Source organism: Streptomyces nymphaeiformis (assembly GCF_014203895.1).
GTDB lineage: Bacteria > Actinomycetota > Actinomycetes > Streptomycetales > Streptomycetaceae > Streptomyces > Streptomyces nymphaeiformis.
On record NZ_JACHJY010000011.1, the window covers coordinates 78,126 to 96,164 of the forward strand.

General features: G+C 73.3%; 14 protein-coding genes. 7 read left to right on the forward strand and 7 right to left on the reverse strand.

Going from position 1 to position 18,039, the window contains the following annotated elements; all coding sequences use genetic code 11:
- The first annotated feature begins 212 nt into the window (after nt 1-212).
- A complete protein-coding gene (locus GGE06_RS33640) occupies nt 213-998 on the forward strand; it encodes a VOC family protein (protein WP_116160428.1) in 786 nt (261 codons plus the stop codon).
- A gap of 139 nt (nt 999-1,137) precedes the next feature.
- On the forward strand, nt 1,138-3,567 hold the full coding sequence (gene afsK, locus GGE06_RS33645) for a protein serine/threonine kinase AfsK (RefSeq protein ID WP_184932561.1): 2,430 nt from the start codon (nt 1,138-1,140) through the stop codon (nt 3,565-3,567).
- Nucleotides 3,568-3,597: 30 nt separating this feature from the next.
- Here the strand turns inward: afsK and GGE06_RS33650 are convergent, their stop codons facing one another.
- Nucleotides 3,598-4,161 carry a hypothetical protein gene (locus tag GGE06_RS33650; protein WP_184932562.1) on the reverse strand — a complete coding sequence of 188 codons (564 nt, stop codon included), beginning with the start codon at nt 4,159-4,161 and terminating at the stop codon, nt 3,598-3,600.
- A 126-nt stretch (nt 4,162-4,287) separates the two neighbouring features.
- Here GGE06_RS33650 and GGE06_RS33655 point away from each other — a divergent pair, with 126 nt between their 5' ends.
- Nucleotides 4,288-4,851, forward strand: a complete 564-nt coding sequence (locus tag GGE06_RS33655; RefSeq protein ID WP_116160431.1) for a hypothetical protein — start codon at nt 4,288-4,290, stop codon at nt 4,849-4,851.
- Between the two features lie 24 nt (nt 4,852-4,875).
- Here GGE06_RS33655 and GGE06_RS33660 read toward each other — a convergent pair whose 3' ends face one another.
- The 4 genes from GGE06_RS33660 to GGE06_RS33675 all read right to left on the reverse strand — a co-directional run bounded on the left by GGE06_RS33660 (nt 4,876) and on the right by GGE06_RS33675 (nt 8,526).
- Nucleotides 4,876-6,042: a TolB-like translocation protein gene (locus GGE06_RS33660; RefSeq protein WP_184932563.1), complete on the reverse strand. Its 1,167-nt coding sequence runs from the start codon at nt 6,040-6,042 to the stop codon at nt 4,876-4,878.
- A gap of 127 nt (nt 6,043-6,169) precedes the next feature.
- Nucleotides 6,170-6,952, reverse strand: a complete 783-nt coding sequence (locus tag GGE06_RS33665; RefSeq protein ID WP_184932564.1) for an enoyl-CoA hydratase/isomerase family protein — start codon at nt 6,950-6,952, stop codon at nt 6,170-6,172.
- On the reverse strand, nt 6,949-7,374 hold the full coding sequence (locus tag GGE06_RS33670) for a Zn-ribbon domain-containing OB-fold protein (RefSeq protein ID WP_116160434.1): 426 nt from the start codon (nt 7,372-7,374) through the stop codon (nt 6,949-6,951). Before GGE06_RS33670 ends, GGE06_RS33665 begins: the two co-directional genes overlap by 4 nt.
- Before the next feature lie 9 nt (nt 7,375-7,383).
- Nucleotides 7,384-8,526: a lipid-transfer protein gene (locus GGE06_RS33675; RefSeq protein WP_184932565.1), complete on the reverse strand. Its 1,143-nt coding sequence runs from the start codon at nt 8,524-8,526 to the stop codon at nt 7,384-7,386.
- Nucleotides 8,527-8,613: 87 nt separating this feature from the next.
- On the opposite strand from GGE06_RS33675, the gene GGE06_RS33680 reads away from it, so the two are divergent.
- Nucleotides 8,614-10,149: a FadD3 family acyl-CoA ligase gene (locus GGE06_RS33680; protein ID WP_116160436.1), complete on the forward strand. Its 1,536-nt coding sequence runs from the start codon at nt 8,614-8,616 to the stop codon at nt 10,147-10,149.
- 331 nt (nt 10,150-10,480) lie between these two features.
- On the opposite strand, the gene GGE06_RS33685 is transcribed toward GGE06_RS33680, so the two are convergent.
- A complete protein-coding gene (locus GGE06_RS33685; protein ID WP_116160437.1) occupies nt 10,481-10,690 on the reverse strand; it encodes a hypothetical protein in 210 nt (69 codons plus the stop codon).
- A 212-nt stretch (nt 10,691-10,902) separates the two neighbouring features.
- Entirely contained in the window at nt 10,903-13,998 is a 3,096-nt protein-coding gene (afsR, locus tag GGE06_RS33690; protein WP_221518829.1) for an SARP-family global regulator AfsR, read from the reverse strand.
- A 177-nt stretch (nt 13,999-14,175) separates the two neighbouring features.
- On the opposite strand from afsR, the gene GGE06_RS33695 reads away from it, so the two are divergent.
- The 3 genes from GGE06_RS33695 to GGE06_RS33705 all read left to right on the forward strand — a co-directional run bounded on the left by GGE06_RS33695 (nt 14,176) and on the right by GGE06_RS33705 (nt 18,027).
- A complete protein-coding gene (locus GGE06_RS33695) occupies nt 14,176-15,393 on the forward strand; it encodes an amidohydrolase family protein (protein WP_184932566.1) in 1,218 nt (405 codons plus the stop codon).
- A gap of 192 nt (nt 15,394-15,585) precedes the next feature.
- Nucleotides 15,586-16,914, forward strand: a complete 1,329-nt coding sequence (locus GGE06_RS33700; RefSeq protein ID WP_246532904.1) for a hypothetical protein — start codon at nt 15,586-15,588, stop codon at nt 16,912-16,914.
- A 195-nt stretch (nt 16,915-17,109) separates the two neighbouring features.
- A complete protein-coding gene (locus GGE06_RS33705) occupies nt 17,110-18,027 on the forward strand; it encodes an LLM class F420-dependent oxidoreductase (protein ID WP_184932567.1) in 918 nt (305 codons plus the stop codon).
- Nucleotides 18,028-18,039: the final 12 nt, after the last annotated feature.

An 18,039-nucleotide genomic window follows, 5' to 3' on the forward strand; every position in this document is an offset into this window, starting at 1 on the left:
CGGGTTCCGGCCACCTCGGCGCCGGATCCGGGACGCCCGCCCCCGGGGTCCCCGGACCGCCGTACCCGGAGGTACCCGGATCGGCTTATGAACAGTCTGTGGACAACTTCGGTGGACAACCCAGGCGCCCCAAGGGATCCGGCCCGGTGAATCGGCATTCTGTTCCCATGCCGGGGCGTGCGGGGCGGCCCCCGCCGTCCTAGCGTGTTGACATGGCCGTACGCATTGAGGGCACCCCCTGCTGGGTGGACGCACAGCTCCCCGACCTGGAAGCGGGCAAGCGCTTCTACGGCGAGCTCTTCGGCTGGACCTTCGACCCCGACCGCGACGAGGCCCTCCTCGACGGCCGCCGGGTCGCCGGGCTCGTGCCCAAGCGCGACGGGCGCATGCCCACCACCTGGACCCTCTACCTCGCCACCGAGGACGCCGGCACCCTCGCCGCCCGGATCAAGGCCGCCGGCGGGCAGATGGTCATGGAGCCCTATCCCGTCGGCCCCTTCGGCGTCTACGCGCTGGCCGCCGACCCCGGCGGCGCGGTCTTCGGCATCCGCCAGGAGGGCGACCCCGACGGCTTCGAGGTCACGAACGAGCCGGGCTCCTTCTGCTGGATGGAGGTCTACACCCGCCTTCCCGACGCCGTCGACACCTTCTACGCCACGGTCTTCGGCTACCTCGGCCGGCAGGCCGACGCCGAGGAGGAGGGCAGGGACGCCGGCTTCGACTACCGCGTCTGGTCCCCGCCCGGCTCACGCCCCGGCGACGACAGCGCCTTCGGCGGACGGGCCGTCATCAGCGACGACTTCCCCGCCGAGATGCCCGGCCACGTCCTCGTGTACTTCGCCGTCGCCGACTGCGACGAGGCCTGCGAGACCACCGTCCGGCTCGGCGGCCGGGTCGCCACCCCGGCCTTCGACACCCCGCACGGCCGCATCGCCGTCCTCCACGACAACCAGGGCGCCCGCTTCGCCGTCCTCGCGGAACCCGCCGCCGGAAGCTGATCCGTCGCCTCCGATCCGCCACCGATATGAGGTAGGACACCCCGATCCGCCCCCGGGTTCGCAACCAGGCCCTCGGACAGGAAGAATCAGGGGCCACGGGGCCGTACCCTCATGGCCCGTACGGGGAGGTGGCAGGCAAGTGGAACAGCTGACGCAGCACGACCCGAGACGTATCGGGCCCTTCGAGGTGCTGGGCCGGCTCGGCGCGGGCGGAATGGGCCTGGTCTATCTCGCGCGCTCGGCCTCGGGTCGGCGCGTGGCGATCAAGACCGTGCGCACGGAGCTCGCGGAGGACCAGCTGTTCCGGGTCCGCTTCACCCGGGAGGTGGAGGCCGCCCGGGCGGTCTCCGGCTTCTACACGGCCGCCGTCGTGGACGCCGACCCGCGCGCCGCCGTGCCCTGGCTGGCCACCGCCTATGTGCCGGCGCCCTCCCTCGAAGAGATAGTGAACGAGTGCGGGCCGCTCCCGGCCCAGGCCGTCCGCTGGCTCGCCGCGGGCGTCGCCGAGGCCCTGCAGTCCATCCACGGCGCGGGCCTGGTCCACCGCGACCTCAAGCCCTCCAACGTCCTCGTCGTCGAGGACGGCCCCCGGGTGATCGACTTCGGCATCGCGTCGGGCGTCTCCAACACGCGCCTGACCATGACCAACGTCGCCGTCGGCACCCCCGCCTACATGTCGCCCGAGCAGGCCCGCGACTCGCGCAGCGTCACCGGCGCCAGCGACGTCTTCTCGCTGGGCTCGATGCTGGTCTTCGCCGCCACCGGGCACGCGCCCTTCCACGGCGCCAACCCCGTCGAGACCGTGTTCATGCTGCTGCGGGAGGGCCCGGACCTGGAGGGGCTGCCGGACGAGCTGCGGCCCCTCATCGACTCCTGCATGCAGATGGACGTCAGCCGCCGGCCCACCCCGGCCGACCTCCAGGCGCAGCTCGCCCCGCACCTCTTCGGCCCCGGCAGCGACGACAGCGGCACGGCCTCCGCGTGGCTGCCGCTGAGCGCCACCGCCATGATCGAGCGGCGCCGCGGCGGCGGACGTCAGGTGCCGGGACCGACGCCGCCCCCGCCCCCGGCGGACCCGCCGGGCCCCCGCCAGGACCCCCGCTTCCCGGAGCACACGCCGGAGCGCGCGCCGGAGCACGCGCCCCTCGGTGGCCGGCACGCCGGCCACCCCGAGAGCGCGGGCGGTCCCGTGCGCCTCGGCGGCGCGACCGTGCCGATCGGCCCCGGCCCCCGGGTCGCCGACACCCGCGCGGCGATCGCCGTCGGCCGGGGCGCCGACGCGGGCCCCGCGACCGGCTGGATCCGCCCGCCCGGCGGCGGCCCGGGCGCCGCCGAGCCCGGTACGGCACCGGGGTCCGGGTCCCAGCACGTCCCGGCCCAGGGGAACGGCCAGGCGGCCGCCGCCCCGCAGCCCCCGCCGGAGCCCGGCCACTGGCGGCCCTGGCGCTTCCGGATGTCGAACGACGTCTGGGGCACCCCGGTCGTCGACGGCGACCTGCTGTACGTGACCTCCTTCGAGGTGCACGCCCTGGACACGGGCAGTGGCCGGCGCCAGTTCAAGACCCGGGACGTGGCCTGGTCGATGGCCGTCGCCTCGGGCCGTATCCACGCCTCCGACGGACCCACCCTGTACGCCCTCGACGCCGCCGACGGCAGCGAGCGCTGGCGGCTGCCCACGGACGCCTGGGTGTACTCGCTGAAGGTCGACCGGGGCACGGTCGTCACCGGTACCCGCGGCGGCGGCGTGCAGGCCTGGGAGGCCTCCAACGGCGCCAAGCTGTGGGAGCTCACCGGCGCGCAGACCGACTTCGAGACCCCGGAGGCGGGGCCCGCCGTGCACGGCGACACCGTGTACGTGTGGCGGGACGCCCGGCTCCAGGCCCTCGACGCCCGCACGGGCGTGGAGCGCTGGTCGTACCCGATCGGCGACGCCGCCTCCTGCGCCAACGTGCCGGTCCGGGTCTCCCCGGCCGAGGACGGCTGCGTGTACGTCTCCGCCGGGACCCGGGTCCTGTCGATCGACATCGCCGCCGGGCACGTCCGCTGGCACTTCGAGGCCCCGGCCGTGTTCCTCTCCCCGCCCGCGTTCGCGCCGGGACCGGCCGTCACGGGCGGCGGGGTGTACCTCTCGGACCACCTCGGCACCGTGTACGCGCTTGACGCCACCACCGGGCAGGACCGCTGGCGGATCGCGACCGAGCCGCGCCAGTCCGCCGAGCCGGTGCTCGTCGCCGACGGGAACGTGCACGTCGGCAGCGGCAGCGCGCTCTACACGCTCGACGCGGTCACCGGCACCCCCCGGTGGCGGTTCGCCGCGGGCGGCGAGCTGGTCGGCTCCCCGGTCGTCGCCGACGGCCGGGTGCACTTCGGCTCGGCCGACCACGTCCTGTACACCCTGGACGCGACCGGCGGGCAGCTCCGCTGGAAGCTCGCGACCGGCGGCGAGATCACCGGCTCGCCGGTGGCGAAGGGCGGAGTCGTGTACGCGTGCAGCAAGGACCGCTGCGTGTACGCGCTCGACGCGGTCAAGGGCACGGCGACGGGACGGGGCGCGGCGGCGCGGACCTGACGGCCCGGGGCCCGAGGGGCCGGGGCCGGCCTAGGTCCGGTCCGGGCCCTGCGAGCGTTCGGGGCCGTCCTCCACGGGCGGCTCCGGCGGGCTCGGGTAGGTGAGCGTCCGGTCGGTCGCCTCCGTTCCGGCAGGCTCCGGAGGGTGCGGGGGCCGGTGCGGCCGGTCCACCCGGTGGGTGCGGCTCCGGCCCGACATCACGAGCGCGCCGATGAGCAGCAGGACCCCGCCGCCGAAGGCGAACGCGAGCCCGTCGCCGAGCCCCGTGCCGTCGGCGTCGATCGTGAGGCTGCCCTCCGCCTCGCCGACCCGCACCATCCACAGGATGGTGAAGCCGAGGACGACGATCCCGGCGAAGGCGACGAGCAGGCGGGAGCGGAGCACGACGCCGACGACGGTCACGAGGGCCGCGAAGGCGAGGGGCAGCAGGATCGAGCCCGCGATGTCGGCCTTGACGTCGGTGATGCCGGTGAACAGGTCACCGATGGCGTAGTCGCGCCCGTGACGGCCGTCGTACCAGGCACGGAAGGGGCTCCAGACGGCGGCCGTCGCTCCGGCGAGAGCCAGGACGGAGCCGGCGACGTTGCGGATCATCGATGCGGCCTCCTCGGCGGTCCGGCCCTCGTTCCCGACGCTACGCCGGGTGCGGGGGCCCCGCCACGTGGCACGGCCCCGCCGCTAGGGTGGCGCGGACACGACACACAGGGAGGGGTGGCGGCGATGGTACGGACGCGCCTGAAGCTCGCGGCGACGCTCACCGTGGTGGTCCTCGCGCTGACCGGTTTCCACACCGGCAAGGGCGGCCACGGCAGCGGTGGCGGCAGCGGGAAGAGCAAGAGCGGCAAGAGCCGGAGCCACAAGGGCTCCCACGACGACGACGATTCGGGCGGCGGCTGCTCCAGCGACGAGCAGGGCAACGACGACTACATCAGCGCGGACGACTCGGGCGGCTCCACGGCCACCGCCAGCCCTTCCCCCACGTCGGCGAAGACCGAGGTCGTGGTCGTCGACTGCGTGAAGCCCGCCCAGAAGAAGCGCAAGGGCAAGCCGGCCCGGAAGGCCGACACCACGTCGACCCTGAGGATCACCTCGCACGACGCGCTGGAGGGCACGTACGAGGTGACCCTGGAGTTCAAGGGCGCCACGGGTTCCGCGGTCGACTCGGTCACGACGGCCGTCACGGTCGGGGCCTACGAGACCAAGACCTTCGAAGTCGCGATGAAGAACCCGAAGGCCGTCTCGTCGGTCAGGAACTGCTGGGTGTACGACGTACGGAAGAAGTGACCCCGGCGGGGGCCGGTGCCGGCGTCAGTTCCAGCGGATCAGCGTCGTGCGGAGGTGGTCCTCGTCCGGGACCGGCGGGTCCACGCTGGTGATCTTCACCGGCGCGCCGCCGGAGAAGTCCCCGCGGAAGAGGCCCGTGCGGCCGTCCTCGCCCCTGGAGAGGAACGCGAAGCTCCTGCCGTCCGGGGCGAGGACCGGCTGGCCGTTGTGCCGGTCGTTCTCCGGGACGAGGTCCTCGGTCTTCAGGAGCCTCTTGTAGTCGGCGGAGAACGTCAGCTGCTTGAAGTCGCAGACCAGGGTGGTGGCGTTCCGCCAGAAGGCCGGCTCGCAGAAGACCTTGTTGTTCTCGTCGAGGCCCGCGGTGGCGATGTCGGTCAGGTAGGACCCCGAGCCGACGCCGTTGCTCGTGCGGCTCGCCCGGCTCAGGCTGACGCCGCCGTCCGTGGTGGACGTCGCGACGACCCCGCCCCCGGGGACGGCCACCGCGTGGATGTCGTCGAGGGCGAGCACCGTGACCGCCGTGGGGCCGTCCTTCTCCAGAAGATCGGGGATCTTCTCGAAGGGGGTCTGCTCCTCGGTCTTCAGGCCGCCCTTGGGGTCCCGGGAGGCGAGGCCGTCGGTGGACTGGAAGTCCTCGGTCTGCATGTCGTACCAGAGGCGGCCGGTCACCGGGTGGAAGGCGATGCCCTGGTTCTCCGGGCGCTTCGTGAAGGAGTCGGGGTCGGGCGCGCCGACCTCGCGGCCCGTGGCGAGGTCGAAGGCGGCGGCGCGGTCCGAGTCGACGGAACCGGCGACCAGCGTGAGGTCCTTGTTGAACGCGAGGTCGACGCGGTAGCTGGGCCCGTCGGACTCGCAGCCCGCCGCCGGCTCGGCGTTGGGCGGCATGGCGGCGGAGCGCTCGCCGACGAAGGCGCCGTCCTTCGCGGCGAAGGAGCGCAGGATGACCTGGTAGCCCCTGCCTCCGTCGCCGCTCTCGATGGTCTGGCAGAAGGCCACCGTGAGGCTGTCCGGCCGCGCGAGCGACGCGGTCCTGGACGCGCCGCCGTCGCCGTCGCCCTTCCCGGCCTCGCTGCCGCCGCCACCGATGCCGGCCGTGCCCGCGCCCGTCGTCGGGTCGTTTCCGCCGCCGCAGGCGGCCAGCACGAGTGCGGCTCCGGCCGCGAGTCCGGCCTTGGCGATGCGTCGTCCCATCACAGCTCCCCGTTGCGTGTCACAGCGGCAGGGCGCGGCCCGTTCCGTCCGTGAACGCGGGGCTTCGCCACCGCTGTTGACGGTGAATCATCAAACGAAGATCCATTAAAACAGACCTTCGCATCTGCTATCGGAGCCGGTGACCGTCGCTCGCCCCCGGCCTCCTTCGGGTGAACAGCTCCGCCTGCCGTTCCGGCGGCAGGTTCCCGAGTGCCACCAGGTGCGGGGCGTGGGCGAGGGCCTGGGCGCGGGCGGCCTCGCCGGCGGACCACAGCGCCCGTACCGTCCCCTGGACGGCCTCCGTCGGGTACGAGGCGATGACGGCGGCGGCCTCGCGGGCGGCCTCAAGGGCTCCGCCCGGCTCCGTGACCTCGCTGACGAGCCCCGTCTCGTACGCGCGCCGGGCGGAGATCCGCTCGGCGGTGCCCATGAGCGCCATCCGGGCGAGCTCTCCGTACGGCATCTTCCGTGCCAGGTGGATGGTCTCGAAGGCGGAGACCATCCCGTAGGTGGTGTGCGGGTCGAAGAAGGTGGCGCTCTCGCCCGCGATCAGGAACTCCGCCTCGCCGAGCAGGTAGAAGGCCCCGCCGCAGGCCATGCCCTCGACGGCGGCGACGACCGGTTTCCACAGGTCGTTCGTCTTGGGTCCGAGGGCGAGGAGGGGATCGTCGATCGTGTACGGGGAGGAGGGCTGCGGCACGTCCACGGAGCGGTCGATCCCGGTGCAGAAGGCGCGGCCGCCGGCCCCGGTGACGACGACCGCCCGGACCTCGTCCTCGTACCGGAACCCCCGCCAGACGGCGCCGAGTTCGCGGGCCATGGCGAGGGTGATCGCGTTGTGCTTCTCCGGCCGGTCGAGGGTGACGACGGCGACCCCGGTCTCCTTGTCGCGTTCGACCCGGATGCTCACGGGCGCTCCAGGAGCCAGCGGGGGACGGTGACGCCGTCGACCTCGGTGAAGGCGACCCGTACGGGGGCGCCGATGCGCAGCCGGGCCGGGTCGACCGAGTTCAGGGGTGCGTCCGGGGCGGCGACGACGTTGCCGACGAGGCGGACGCGGGGGGCGTCGGCGAGCTCGACGAGCACCGCGTTGTACGGGGCCTGGGCGGCGTACTCGGGGAGGAGCGGCGGGTGGGGGAGGACGTACGACCAGATCCGGCCGCGTCCGGACATGAGCCGCCACTCGCTGTCGAAGGACTGGCAGTGCGGGCAGCAGGGCCGGGGCGGGAAGCGGAGCTCACCGCAGTTCGTACAGCCCTGAACGCGCAGTTCGCCCCGGGCGGCGTACTCCCAGAAGGGCGCGCCGTCCTCGTCGATGAGAGGTGTGAGCATCTCGACTCCTCAGGCTCGAAGCAGGATGGCCGATGTGGGGACGCCCTCGCCGGCCGTGACCAGGCAGGTGGCCGCGTCGGGGACCTGGGCGGTGGAGGTGCCGCGGAGCTGCTTCACGCCCTCGTTGATGAGGTTGAAGCCGTGCACGTACGCCTCGGAGAGCCCGCCGCCGCCGGTGTTGAGCGGCAGCCGGCCGCCGATCTCCAGGGCGCCGCCCTCGGTGAAGGCGGCGCCTTCGCCCCGGCCGCAGAAGCCGTAGCCCTCCAGGGAGAGCGGGACGAGCGGGGTGAAGGCGTCGTAGATCTGGGCGACGTCGACGTCGGCCGGGCCGAAGTCGGCGGTCTTCCACAGGTGCCGGGCGGCGGTCCAGGCGGGGCCGGAGAGCGGGTCGTCGTTCCAGTAGTTGACCATGCCGTGGTGCTGGGCGGGCAGGCCCTGGGCGGCGGAGTGCACGTAGACGGGCTTCTGCCGGCAGTCGCGGGCGCGTTCGGCGCTCACGATCACGCAGGCGAGCGCCCCGTCGGTCTCCAGGCAGTTGTCGAAGAGGCAGAGGGGTTCGCTGATCCAGCGGGCGGTCATGTACATCTCGCGGGTCAGCGGCCGCTCGTACATGATCGCGGCGGGGTTCTGGTTGGCGCGGTTGCGGCAGGCCAGGGCGACGTTGAAGAGGTGGTCGCGGGTGGCGCCGTACTCGTGCATGTAGCGGCGGGCGAGCATGCCGATCTCGTCGGCGGGCCGCAGCAGCCCGAAGGGCCGGGTCCACTGGCCGGGGGTGGGCAGCTGGACGGCGGTGTTGGTCCAGGGCCGGGGTCCGGAGCCCCGCTTCCGCGACCGCCAGGCGACGCCGACGCTCGCCTGTCCGGTGGCGACGGCGGCGGCGAGGTGCCCGACGGTGGCGCAGGAGCCTCCCCCTCCGTACCCCACCTTGCTGAAGAAGGTGACGTCACCGGCCCCGATGGCCTTCGCCACCTCGACCTCGTCGGTCTCCTCCATCGTGTACGAGGCGAAGGCGTCGACCTCGGACGGGTCGATCCCGGCGTCGTCGAGAGCGGCGAGGATCGCCCGGCAGGCGAGGGTCTTCTCGGTCTCGGGGAGCTGTTTCGCGAAGGGTGTCTGTCCTATCCCGACGATGGCCGTGGCGTCCTTGAGCACCGAACCTCCTCATGGGGCAGCACTGCTGACAGCGCGTCAGGCTACAACTAATCTGACGGATAGTCAGCTACGGGAGGTGGGGTCAGGATGGAGCACGGCTCGATACCGGAGTTGGTGCGCTGGGCGGCCGAGCGGTACGGGCCGGGGGAGGCGGTCGTCGAGGGCCGCACCCGCGTCTCGTACGCCGAACTCGGCGCCCGGGTGGAACGGGCGGCGGCCGCGTGCCTCGCGGCCGGCGTACGGCTCGGGGACCGGGTCGCGATCTGGGCGCCCAACACCCTCGACTGGATCGTCGCCGCGCTCGGCGCGGTGAGCGCGGGCGCCGTCCTCGTCCCGCTGAACACCCGTTTCAAGGGCGCCGAGGCCGCCGACGTCCTCGCCCGCTCGCGGGCCCGGCTGCTCTTCGTCACCGGCACCTTCCTCGGCACCTCGTACGTCGCCTCGCTGCGCCGCGCCGAGGCCGGACTCCCGGACCTGCGGCGGGTGGTGGTGTTCAGCGACACGGTGCCGGACGACCCGGCGTACACCACCTGGAAGGCCTTCCTCGCGGAGGGCGACGGGGTGGATCCGGCACGGGTGCGGGCACGGGCCGACTCCGTCGCCCCCTCGGACCCCTCCGACGTCATCTACACCTCGGGCACCACGGGCCGCCCCAAGGGCGCCGTCATCACCCATGAGCAGACCCTGCGCTGCTACGAGGTGTGGAGCGAGCTCGCGGGCCTGCGGGAGGGCGACCGCTATCTCATCGTGAACCCCTTCTTCCACACCTTCGGCTACAAGGCCGGGATCGTCGCGTGCCTGCTGCGCGGGGCGGTGATGGTGCCGCAGCCGGTCTTCAACGTGGACACGGTCCTCGCCAACATCGCGGCGGAACGCATCTCGGTCCTGCCCGGCCCGCCGACCCTCCACCAGTCCCTCCTGGACCACCCGGCCCGCACGGCCCACGACCTGTCCACCCTCCGCCTGGTCGTGACGGGCGCGGCGGTGGTCCCGCTGAGGCTGGTCGAACGCCTGCGGTCGGAACTGGGCGTGGGCACGGTCCTCACGGCGTACGGCCTCTCCGAGGCGAGCGGCATCGTCACGATGTGCCGCCGAGGCGACCCGGCCGAGGTCGTCGCGCACACCTCGGGCCGCGCGATCCCCGACACGGAGGTCCGCCTGTCGGACGCCGGCGAGGTCCTGGTCCGCGGCTTCCACGTCATGCGCGGCTACTTCGAGGACGAGGAGGCGACGGCGGCCGCGATCGACGCGGACGGCTGGCTGCACACGGGCGACGTGGGAGTCCTGGACTCCTCGGGCAACCTCCGCATCACGGACCGGATCAAGGACATGTTCATCGTCGGCGGCTTCAACGCCTACCCGGCCGAGATCGAACAGCTCCTCGGTCTCCACCCCGACATCGCGGACGTCGCCGTCATCGGCGTCCCGGACCCCCGCCTCGGCGAGGTCGGCAAGGCCTTCGCGGTCCGCCGCCCGGGCTCGACCCTGACCGCGGACGACGTCATCGCCTGGTCACGCCGAGAGATGGCGAACTACAAGGTCCCGAGAGAGGTCGAGTTCGTACCGGAGCTGCCGCGGAACGCGAGCGGGAAGGTGGTGAAGGGGGAGTTGCGGGGGCGGTAGGGGGCCCGGAGCCCGCCGGTCCGCGTCACGCCGGAGGAGGCCATCGGCCACGGCTCCGGCGGGCGGGTGCGGCGGGCGGCTGCGGCGGCGATCAGGTCGCGTGCGGGGCGACGCTCGGCGCCCGAACGCGCGGAGGGGCCGGGCAGATGCCCGGCCCCTCCGTTGTGCGGTGGTCCGATCGCGTTGCGCACGGGCCCTGCCCGGACGGATCCCCCCTGGTTCCGCCGGGTGTCCCCCGGGCCCGTGTGCTCCCCCGTCGACCGGACCTCCCTGGTTGGCCCCGGCGGCTCCCCCGAAGTCGCCGCCGCGGCCGTTCCCCGTCGGGAGTGGCTTAGTTGGCCGGCTCGGACGTGGCGTGCATGTTGTCCGTGGTGGCCGTGCCCGCGCTGCCGTCGATGGGCTCCGTGGTGGCGTGCATGTTGCCGCTGATGCCGAGCTTCTCGGCCACCGCGTCCGTGACCGGAGCGTCCGTCGCGTGCATGTTCTTGCTGACGATGTCTTCGCCGGCAATGGGCGTGTTTACCGGGTTCAGGTCGGCCATTCTGATCAACTCCCGTAAATGACTTCGGATGGGGCGAGTGGGCCCTGCCAGCCGTTCCCCCGTGGACAGCCGGAGGGCCCACTCGGAGCCGTTCACCCTAGTGCGACGGTGTGACGGCCGTACCACCGACCCGTCTGCCCCCCGACACGGCGGATCGATGAGTGAAGACTGCCCCACTGCCATAAACGAACGATGAACGGGCAGCTCAGTGGTCAGGCCGCAGCAGTTTCCATCAGCAGGGTCCGTACCTCGGATTCCTCCGGCGTTCCCAGCTCCACGAAGATGTCGAGGGCCTCCTGCCAGCAGACCCTTGCCCGCCCGTGCTGCCCTATGCCGGACAGCGCGCGTCCCAGGACGACAAGGACCTGCCCCCGCCGCCACTCGCCGCCCACTCCCCAGAGGATGGCCAGAGCCATCTCGGAGTTCGATGCGGCTTGGGCGTACCGGCAGGCGGCGATGTCCACCTCGGCGATTCTGAAGAGAGACATCCCCTCCCAGAGGCGTTGTCTGCTGTCCTGGAACACCCCGAGTGCTTCGGTGAGCCGCGTCGCCGCTTCTACCAGCTGGCCGCCCTGCGTCAGCGCGAGCCCGAGTGCGTAGCGGCCGTTGGCGCCCTTGAGGGAATGACCCATGGCGTCGTACATGTCGGTTCCTCGCTGCGCCAGTTCGACCGCGATGTCCGTCTGTCCCATGGCGAGGTGGATCCGGGAGAGGTTGCACAGGGCGCTGGCTTCGCCGGCTGCGTCGTCGCAGGCGCGGAACGCTTCGGTCGCCTTGGCGAGGAAGCGTTCTCCGTCATTGTTGCGCCCCTGGTAGAGAGCCATGATGCCCAGGGCGTTGGCCGCCCAGCACAGGGGAAGGGCATCGCCCGTCGAGGAGGTGAGATCCATCGCCTCGTGGGCGTGACCGTCGGCCTCGTCGAAGCGGCCCGCCACATGCTGGACGTACGCCAGGGTCAGCGCCGCGCGGCCACCTGCGCGGGTGTCCGATCCGTTCTTCGCCGCCTCCCGCAGCACCGTCGCCACCGCCTCGTACTCGCGGGAGTTCGCCCCGGATTCCGCCAAGTCCAGCGACGCCCACAGCAGGTCCACCCCCCGTCGCAGAGTGCCCGGTGTCGCGGCCGACTGGCGGACCGTGGCCAGGAGGCAGTTCGCTTCCGCGTAGAGCCAGTCCTGGGCCTCGTGGCGGTCCGTGAAGGTGAGGCCTTCGTAGGAGGTGGGTTCCAGGTGGTCCACCAGGCGGTCGCCCGGGCGCTCGATGGCGTACACGCGGGCCGCCGTCGACAGGTAGAAGTCCAGGAGGCGGGAGAGCGCCGCCTCCTTCTCCGACGGGGGCTGTTCGTCGCGGTCCGCGCACGCACGCGCGTAGAGGCGGACCAGGTCGTGGTAGCGGTAGCGGCCGGGAGCCGCCGATTCCACCAGGGACGTGTCCACCAGGGCCTCCAGGAGGTCCTCCGTGTCCCAGAGCGGGAGGTCCAGGACCGCCGCCGCTGCCGCCAGCGAGATGTCCGGGCCGTCCGCCAGGCCCAGGAGGCGGAAGGCGCGTGCCTGGGCCGGCTCCAGCTGGCCGTAGCCGAGTTCGAAGGTGGCCTTGACCGCCAGGTCGCCCGCCTGGAGCTCGTCCAGGCGGCGCCGCTCGTCCGCCAGCTTCGCCGCCAGGACCGAGACCGTCCACGTCCGGCGCGCCGCCAGGCGGGACGCCGCGATACGGATCGCCAGGGGGAGGAAGCCGCAGGCCGCCACCACGTCCAGGGCGGCGTCCCGTTCGGACTGCACCCGCTCCTCGCCGACGATCCTGGTGAAGAGCTGGAGCGCCTCCTCCGGGGACATCACGTCCAGGTCCACCAGGTGCGCCCCCGCCAGGTCGACCATGCGGATGCGGCTCGTGACCAGGGCCGCGCAGCCCGCCGTACCGGGGAGGAGCGGGCGGATCTGCGCCGCGTCCCGCGCGTTGTCCAGGAGTACCAGGACCCGGCGGCCGTCCAGCGTCGAGCGGTACAGCGCCGCCCGGTCGTCGAGCGAGTCCGGGATGGCCGAGTCAGGGGTGCCCAGGGCCCGGAGGAACGAGCCGAGGACCGTCTCCGGTGCGGCCGCGCGGTTGCCCGCGCCCTGGAGGTCCACGTACAGCTGGCCGTCCGGGAAGTGCGGCCGCGCCTCGTGGGCGACGTGCACGGCGAGCGTGGTCTTGCCGACGCCCCCGATGCCCGCGAGCGCCGAGACCGCCATGACCGATCCCTCGGCCGTGGCGAGACGCGTGCCCAGTTCCCGTACGAAGGACGACCGGCCCGTGAAGTCCGGGACCGTCGCCGGGAGCTGGGCCGGGCGGGCGACCGGCGCCGCCGTCGGCGCCGGCTCCTCCACCGGACGGGCGAGTTCCGCGTCGGCCTGGAGGATGCGCTGCTGGAGCCGGGACAGCTCCGGGGTCGGGTCGACGCCCAGCTCGTCGGCGAGGAGCCGGCGGGTGTCCGCGTAGACCGCGAGCGCCTCCGCCTGCCGTCCGCTGCGGTAGAGCGCCAGCATCAGGAGCTCGCGCAGGCGTTCGCGCAGGGGATGGGCGGCGGTCAGGGCGGTCAGTTCGGAGACCGCCTCCGCGTGCGCGCCGACCTCCAGGTCGATGTCCAGGCGGGTTTCGAGGAGGGTGAGCCGCCACTCCTCCAGGCGGGTCCGCTGCGTCTCGGCGTACGGGCCGGGCACGGAGGCGAGCACCTCGCCGTCCCACAGGTCGAGCGCCTCGGCCAGCCGCGCCCGGGCGGCCGTCCGGTCCCCGGCCGCGCGGAGCTTCTCGGCCTCGGCGGCCAGCTCCTGCGCGGCGGTCACGTCGAGCGCGTCGGCGGGGGTGCGGAGCGCGTAGCCGCCGGACTCGCTGACCAGGACCTTCGGGTCGAGGGCCTTGCGGAGCCGGGAGGCGTACGTACGGACCGCGGCGAGCGCCTGGGAGGGGGGGTCCTCGCCCCACAGCGCGTCGATCAGCTCGTGCGCGGTCGCGGTGCGGCCGCCGCGCAGGAGCAGCGCGGCGAGCAGGGCGCGCTGCTGCGGGGAGCCGGTGGGGACGGGCTCGCCGTCGCGCCAGGCGCGGACGGGCCCGAGCACGCCGAAGCGGAACCCGCCGCCGGAGGGCCGCCCCGCGAGGGTCGTCTCCTCGGTGCCGGTCTCGATTCCGGTCTCGACGCCGGTCGTGGCCTTGTGCTGTTCACCGCCGGGAGCTGCCGTCCTCCGGCCGTTCCGCTGTGCAGGCACGCCGGGTGCGGCCTTGGCGTCGCTCCCGTCCGGGATCCGTGCCGGAACTCGCGGCCCGTTCTCACGGTCCATCGCTCCCCCTGCCCTTACCGCTGGTTTCGCCCAGGACAGTCTGCCTTGTCCGGAGCGAGTCCGTCAGCATCGGGTCGGCCGTTGTACGGGCGTTGTGAAGCCGTTGTGAGGCCGCAACCCGGTCGTTCTGAGCCCCACTAGCTGACGGGTCGTCAGATCGGCGCTACCGTGAAGGACATGGAGACCTTCCCGAAGATCATCTCGGTGGACGACCACACCGTGGAGCCCCCGCACGTCTGGCGGGACCGGCTCCCGTCCCGGTACCGCGACACCGGACCCCGGATCGTCCGCGCCCCCCTCAAGGAAATGACCTTCCTCGGAGGAAAGTTCGCCCCCGTCATGGGACAAAAGGGGGATGAGGGGCCGATCGGCGACTGGTGGGTGTACGAGGATCTGCACAGGCCCCTCACCCGGCTCGACACCGCCGTCGGCTACGACCGGGACGAGATACGCCTCGAAGTCATCACCTACGAGCAGATGCGGCCCGGCTCCCACTCCGTCCCGGACCGGCTCGCCGACATGGACGTCAACCACGTCCAGTCCGCGCTCTGCTTCCCCACCTTCCCCCGTTTCTGCGGGCAGACCTTCACCGAGGCGAGCGACCGCGAGCTCGGGCTGCTCTGCGTCCGCGCCTACAACGACTGGATGGTCGAGGAGTGGTGCGGGCCCGAGGCGCACGGGCGGCTGATCCCGCTCACCCTCATCCCGCTCTGGGACCCCGAGCTCGCCGCCGCCGAGGTCCGCCGCAACGCCGCGCGCGGCGTCCGGGCCGTCGCCTTCTCCGAGATCCCGCCGCACCTCGGGCTCCCCTCCGTCCACACGGACCACTGGGACCCCTTCTTCCGCGCGTGCGACGAGACCGGCACGGTCATCGCGATGCACATCGGCTCCTCCAGCCGGATGCCCTCGACGTCCGCCGACGCGCCGCCGGCCGTCGGCTCCACCATCACCTTCGCGAACTGCTGCTTCTCGATGGTCGACTGGCTGATGAGCGGCAAGTTCGAGCGCTTCCCGAACCTGCGGATCATGTACGCGGAGGGGCAGATCGGCTGGATCCCGTACATCCTGGAGCGCGCCGACGTCGTCTGGGAGGAGAACCGCGCCTGGGGCGGCGTCGCCGACAAGGTCACGCGGCCGCCCTCCGAGCTCTTCGCCGGCCATGTCTTCGGCTGCTTCTTCGACGACGCCTTCGGGCTGCGCAACCTCGACGCGATCGGGGCGGGGAACGTCCTGTACGAGACGGACTACCCGCACTCCGATTCCACCTGGCCCAAGTCGAAGGAGGTCGGCGAGGCCCAGATGGGCCACCTGTCGGCGGACGTCGTCGAGCGGATCGTGCGGGGCAACGCGATCGAGCTGTTGGGGCTGACGCCGGAGGGGCTCTGGCGGGCGTAGTCCCGTGACCGCGGTCGGGCTCCTCGCCGGAGGGGCCCGGCCGTTCGTCGCCCGAACAGCCCAACGGGACGGGCCCCTGATGGCGGAGTGTCGTGGACTGCGCACAAATAGTAGTCAAGTGTGCGTTTCTTGCACATCACGAGACAGCCAGTGGATGTCCCCCAGGGGACGTTCACGAACGGAGCCTGTGACATGACCCCCGACCCCCTCCCGCACGTTCATTCCGCGGACGACGACATAGAACCTGCCGACATAGAACCGACCACAGAGCCCCGCCCGGGTCCGTCCCGCCAGCTGGTTGTCTCCTCGCCCCCGGCGCCGACGAAGTACCCCGTCGCGGCGAAGTCCCCCGCCGTGTCGGCGGTTCCGCTCGGGGTGGCGTTCCCGCAGACCGCCCCCAAGTCCCCGGCCGGCCCGGAGCCGCAGGCCGCCGACTCGGAGTCCCCGGCCGACTCGGAGTCCCCGGCCGACCCGGAGTCCCCGGCCGACTCGAAGCCCCCGGCGGATCCGGATCCGGAGGCGCAGGCCGCGCCCGAGCCCCCGGCCGCGCCCGGCTCCCCGACCGCCTCCGGGCCCCCCGCCGCCCCGCAGTCCCGGCCCGCCGCCGAGGCGTCCGCCCACGACGAGACCGGTGAAGAAGCGGTCCACACGCTGCTGCGGACCGCGGCGACCGAGCGGCCGGTGGAGGAGGTCGCCGCGCTGGTGGCCCGCCTCCAGGAGACCGGCGAGCTCTCCAGCCCCGCGGACGTGGCCCTCCGCGCCGCGGCCGTCACCCGCCCCCTGGGCGAAGTGCGCCAGCTGCTCGCCCTCCTCAACGCCTCCGGCTACGACCTCCACCAGGCCGAGACCACCCTGCGCGCCGCGGCGGTGGGCCGTCCGGTCGAGGACGTGGTCCAGCTCGTCGGCATCCTCGGCGCCGACAGCGGCGACTGGCAGTCCACCTCGGGCGGCGAGGGCGAGAGCCGTGAACGCATCGGCGGGGAAGCCCCATCGGCCGCCACCGCCACCGCCAACGCCACCACCAGCGCCGCCGCCACCCCCCAGCGCGTCCGGAACGCCCCCAAGGGCCGCAAGTCCCCCCTGGACGCCGCGCTGGCCTCAGGCCCCGGCAGTCACACCGCCTCGCCCGCGCTGCGGTCGGTACTGCGCTGGCCCGCCGCGCTCGCGCTCTTCGCCTGCGGCCTCATCCATCTGCCGACGGACCTCTCGGGCCTGCGCTCGGGCGGCGACGCGCAGGCGCTGTCCGTGGTCGTCACCGTGCTCTGCCTGGCGTGCGCGGTGTGGCTCGCGGCCAGGGACACCCTGATCGCCTGGGCGGCCGCCGCGGGTGTCGCCGTCTTCGTCATCGCGCTCCACGGCGTGGCGGGCGTGCGCACCGTCGACCTCCTGAGCGGCAGCCTCGGCACCGCCTTCGCCTGGGCGAAGGCGGTGGCGCTCCTGAGCGCCGTGGGCATCGTCTGCCTGGCCGCCTCGGCCCTGGTGCGCCACGTGCGGGCGACCGGCGCGGCGGACAGCGCCTGACGCGCCGGAGCACGAAGACCGTTCCCCCGTCCGGGCGGCCCCGCGCCGCCCGGACGGGGGCGTGCCGTGTGCCCGGATCGCTCCCGCGCGCCCCCACCCCTTGCCTGATGGATCGTCAGGTACGAGCATGGGCCTGCTCGTAGAAGTGACGATCCGTCAGATGCGGGCCGCGTGCCCGGGCACAAGGGGGTTTCCATGGTGGTCTACGGCATGCAGCTGCCGGTCCAGTCGCAGAGCACCCTCTACGCCGAGGCCTGGGAGGCGACCGCTGGTCCCGCGGATCTGGTCGCCATCGCCCGGGCCGCCGAGGCCCACGGCTTCGACTACCTCGCGAGCTGCGACCACGTCGCCATCCCGCGCCGGCTCGCCGGTCCCATGAGCACCGTCTGGTACGACCCGGTGGCCACGCTCTCCTACCTCGCCGCCGCCACCGAGCGGGTCCGGCTCCTCTCGCACGTCGCCGTCGTCGGCCTGCGCCATCCGCTCGTCACGGCCAAGGCGTACGCGACGCTCGACCACCTCTCCGGCGGCCGCCTGGTCCTCGGGGTCGGCGCCGGGCACGTCCAGGAGGAGTTCGAGGCGCTCGGCGTGGACTTCGAGCGGCGCGGCGCCGTGCTCGACGAGACCGTCGACGCGCTGCGGGCGGCCCTCGGGCCCGAGGAGTACCCGGAGCACGTGGGGGAGCGGTTCGCCTTCAAGGACCTCGGGCAGCTGCCCCGGCCCGCGCAGGAGCGGGTCCCGCTCTGGGTGGGCGGCTCCTCGCCGGCCGCCGTGCGCCGGGCCGCGCTCAAGGGCGACGGCTGGCTTCCGCAGGGCGACCCGCGCGACAGGCTCCCCGGGCAGATCGAGAGGCTGCTGCGGCTCCGTACGGAGGCCGGGATCGCGGAGCCGGTCACCGTCGGCGCGATCACCGAGGCGCTGTACGTCGGCACGCCCGGCTGGGAGGTCGGCCGGCGCACCCTGAGCGGCCGGCCGGAGGAGCTCGCCGCCTCCCTGCGCGCGTACGGGGAGATGGGCGTGCACCAGATCCAGGTGCGGTTCCGGTCCCGGAGCCGTACCGAACTCATCGACCAGATCGCGGCCTTCGGCACGGAGGTCGCCCCCCACCTCTAGGAAACAGGGAGT

Excerpts from the sequence above, each read along its gene's own strand:
- GGE06_RS33640 (WP_116160428.1), top strand. The coding sequence starts at position 213 with ATGGCCGTACGCATTGAGGGCACCCCCTGCTGGGTGGACGCACAGCTC.
- GGE06_RS33670 (WP_116160434.1), bottom strand. The coding sequence starts at position 7,374 with ATGCTCACACCTCTCATCGACGAGGACGGCGCGCCCTTCTGGGAGTAC.
- GGE06_RS33680 (WP_116160436.1), top strand. The coding sequence starts at position 8,614 with ATGGAGCACGGCTCGATACCGGAGTTGGTGCGCTGGGCGGCCGAGCGG.
- GGE06_RS33695 (WP_184932566.1), top strand. The coding sequence starts at position 14,176 with ATGGAGACCTTCCCGAAGATCATCTCGGTGGACGACCACACCGTGGAG.
- GGE06_RS33685 (WP_116160437.1), bottom strand. The coding sequence starts at position 10,690 with ATGGCCGACCTGAACCCGGTAAACACGCCCATTGCCGGCGAAGACATC.
- GGE06_RS33700 (WP_246532904.1), top strand. The coding sequence starts at position 15,586 with ATGACCCCCGACCCCCTCCCGCACGTTCATTCCGCGGACGACGACATA.
- GGE06_RS33650 (WP_184932562.1), bottom strand. The coding sequence starts at position 4,161 with ATGATCCGCAACGTCGCCGGCTCCGTCCTGGCTCTCGCCGGAGCGACG.
- afsR (WP_221518829.1), bottom strand. The coding sequence starts at position 13,998 with ATGGACCGTGAGAACGGGCCGCGAGTTCCGGCACGGATCCCGGACGGG.
- GGE06_RS33655 (WP_116160431.1), top strand. The coding sequence starts at position 4,288 with ATGGTACGGACGCGCCTGAAGCTCGCGGCGACGCTCACCGTGGTGGTC.
- GGE06_RS33660 (WP_184932563.1), bottom strand. The coding sequence starts at position 6,042 with ATGGGACGACGCATCGCCAAGGCCGGACTCGCGGCCGGAGCCGCACTC.
- GGE06_RS33705 (WP_184932567.1), top strand. The coding sequence starts at position 17,110 with ATGGTGGTCTACGGCATGCAGCTGCCGGTCCAGTCGCAGAGCACCCTC.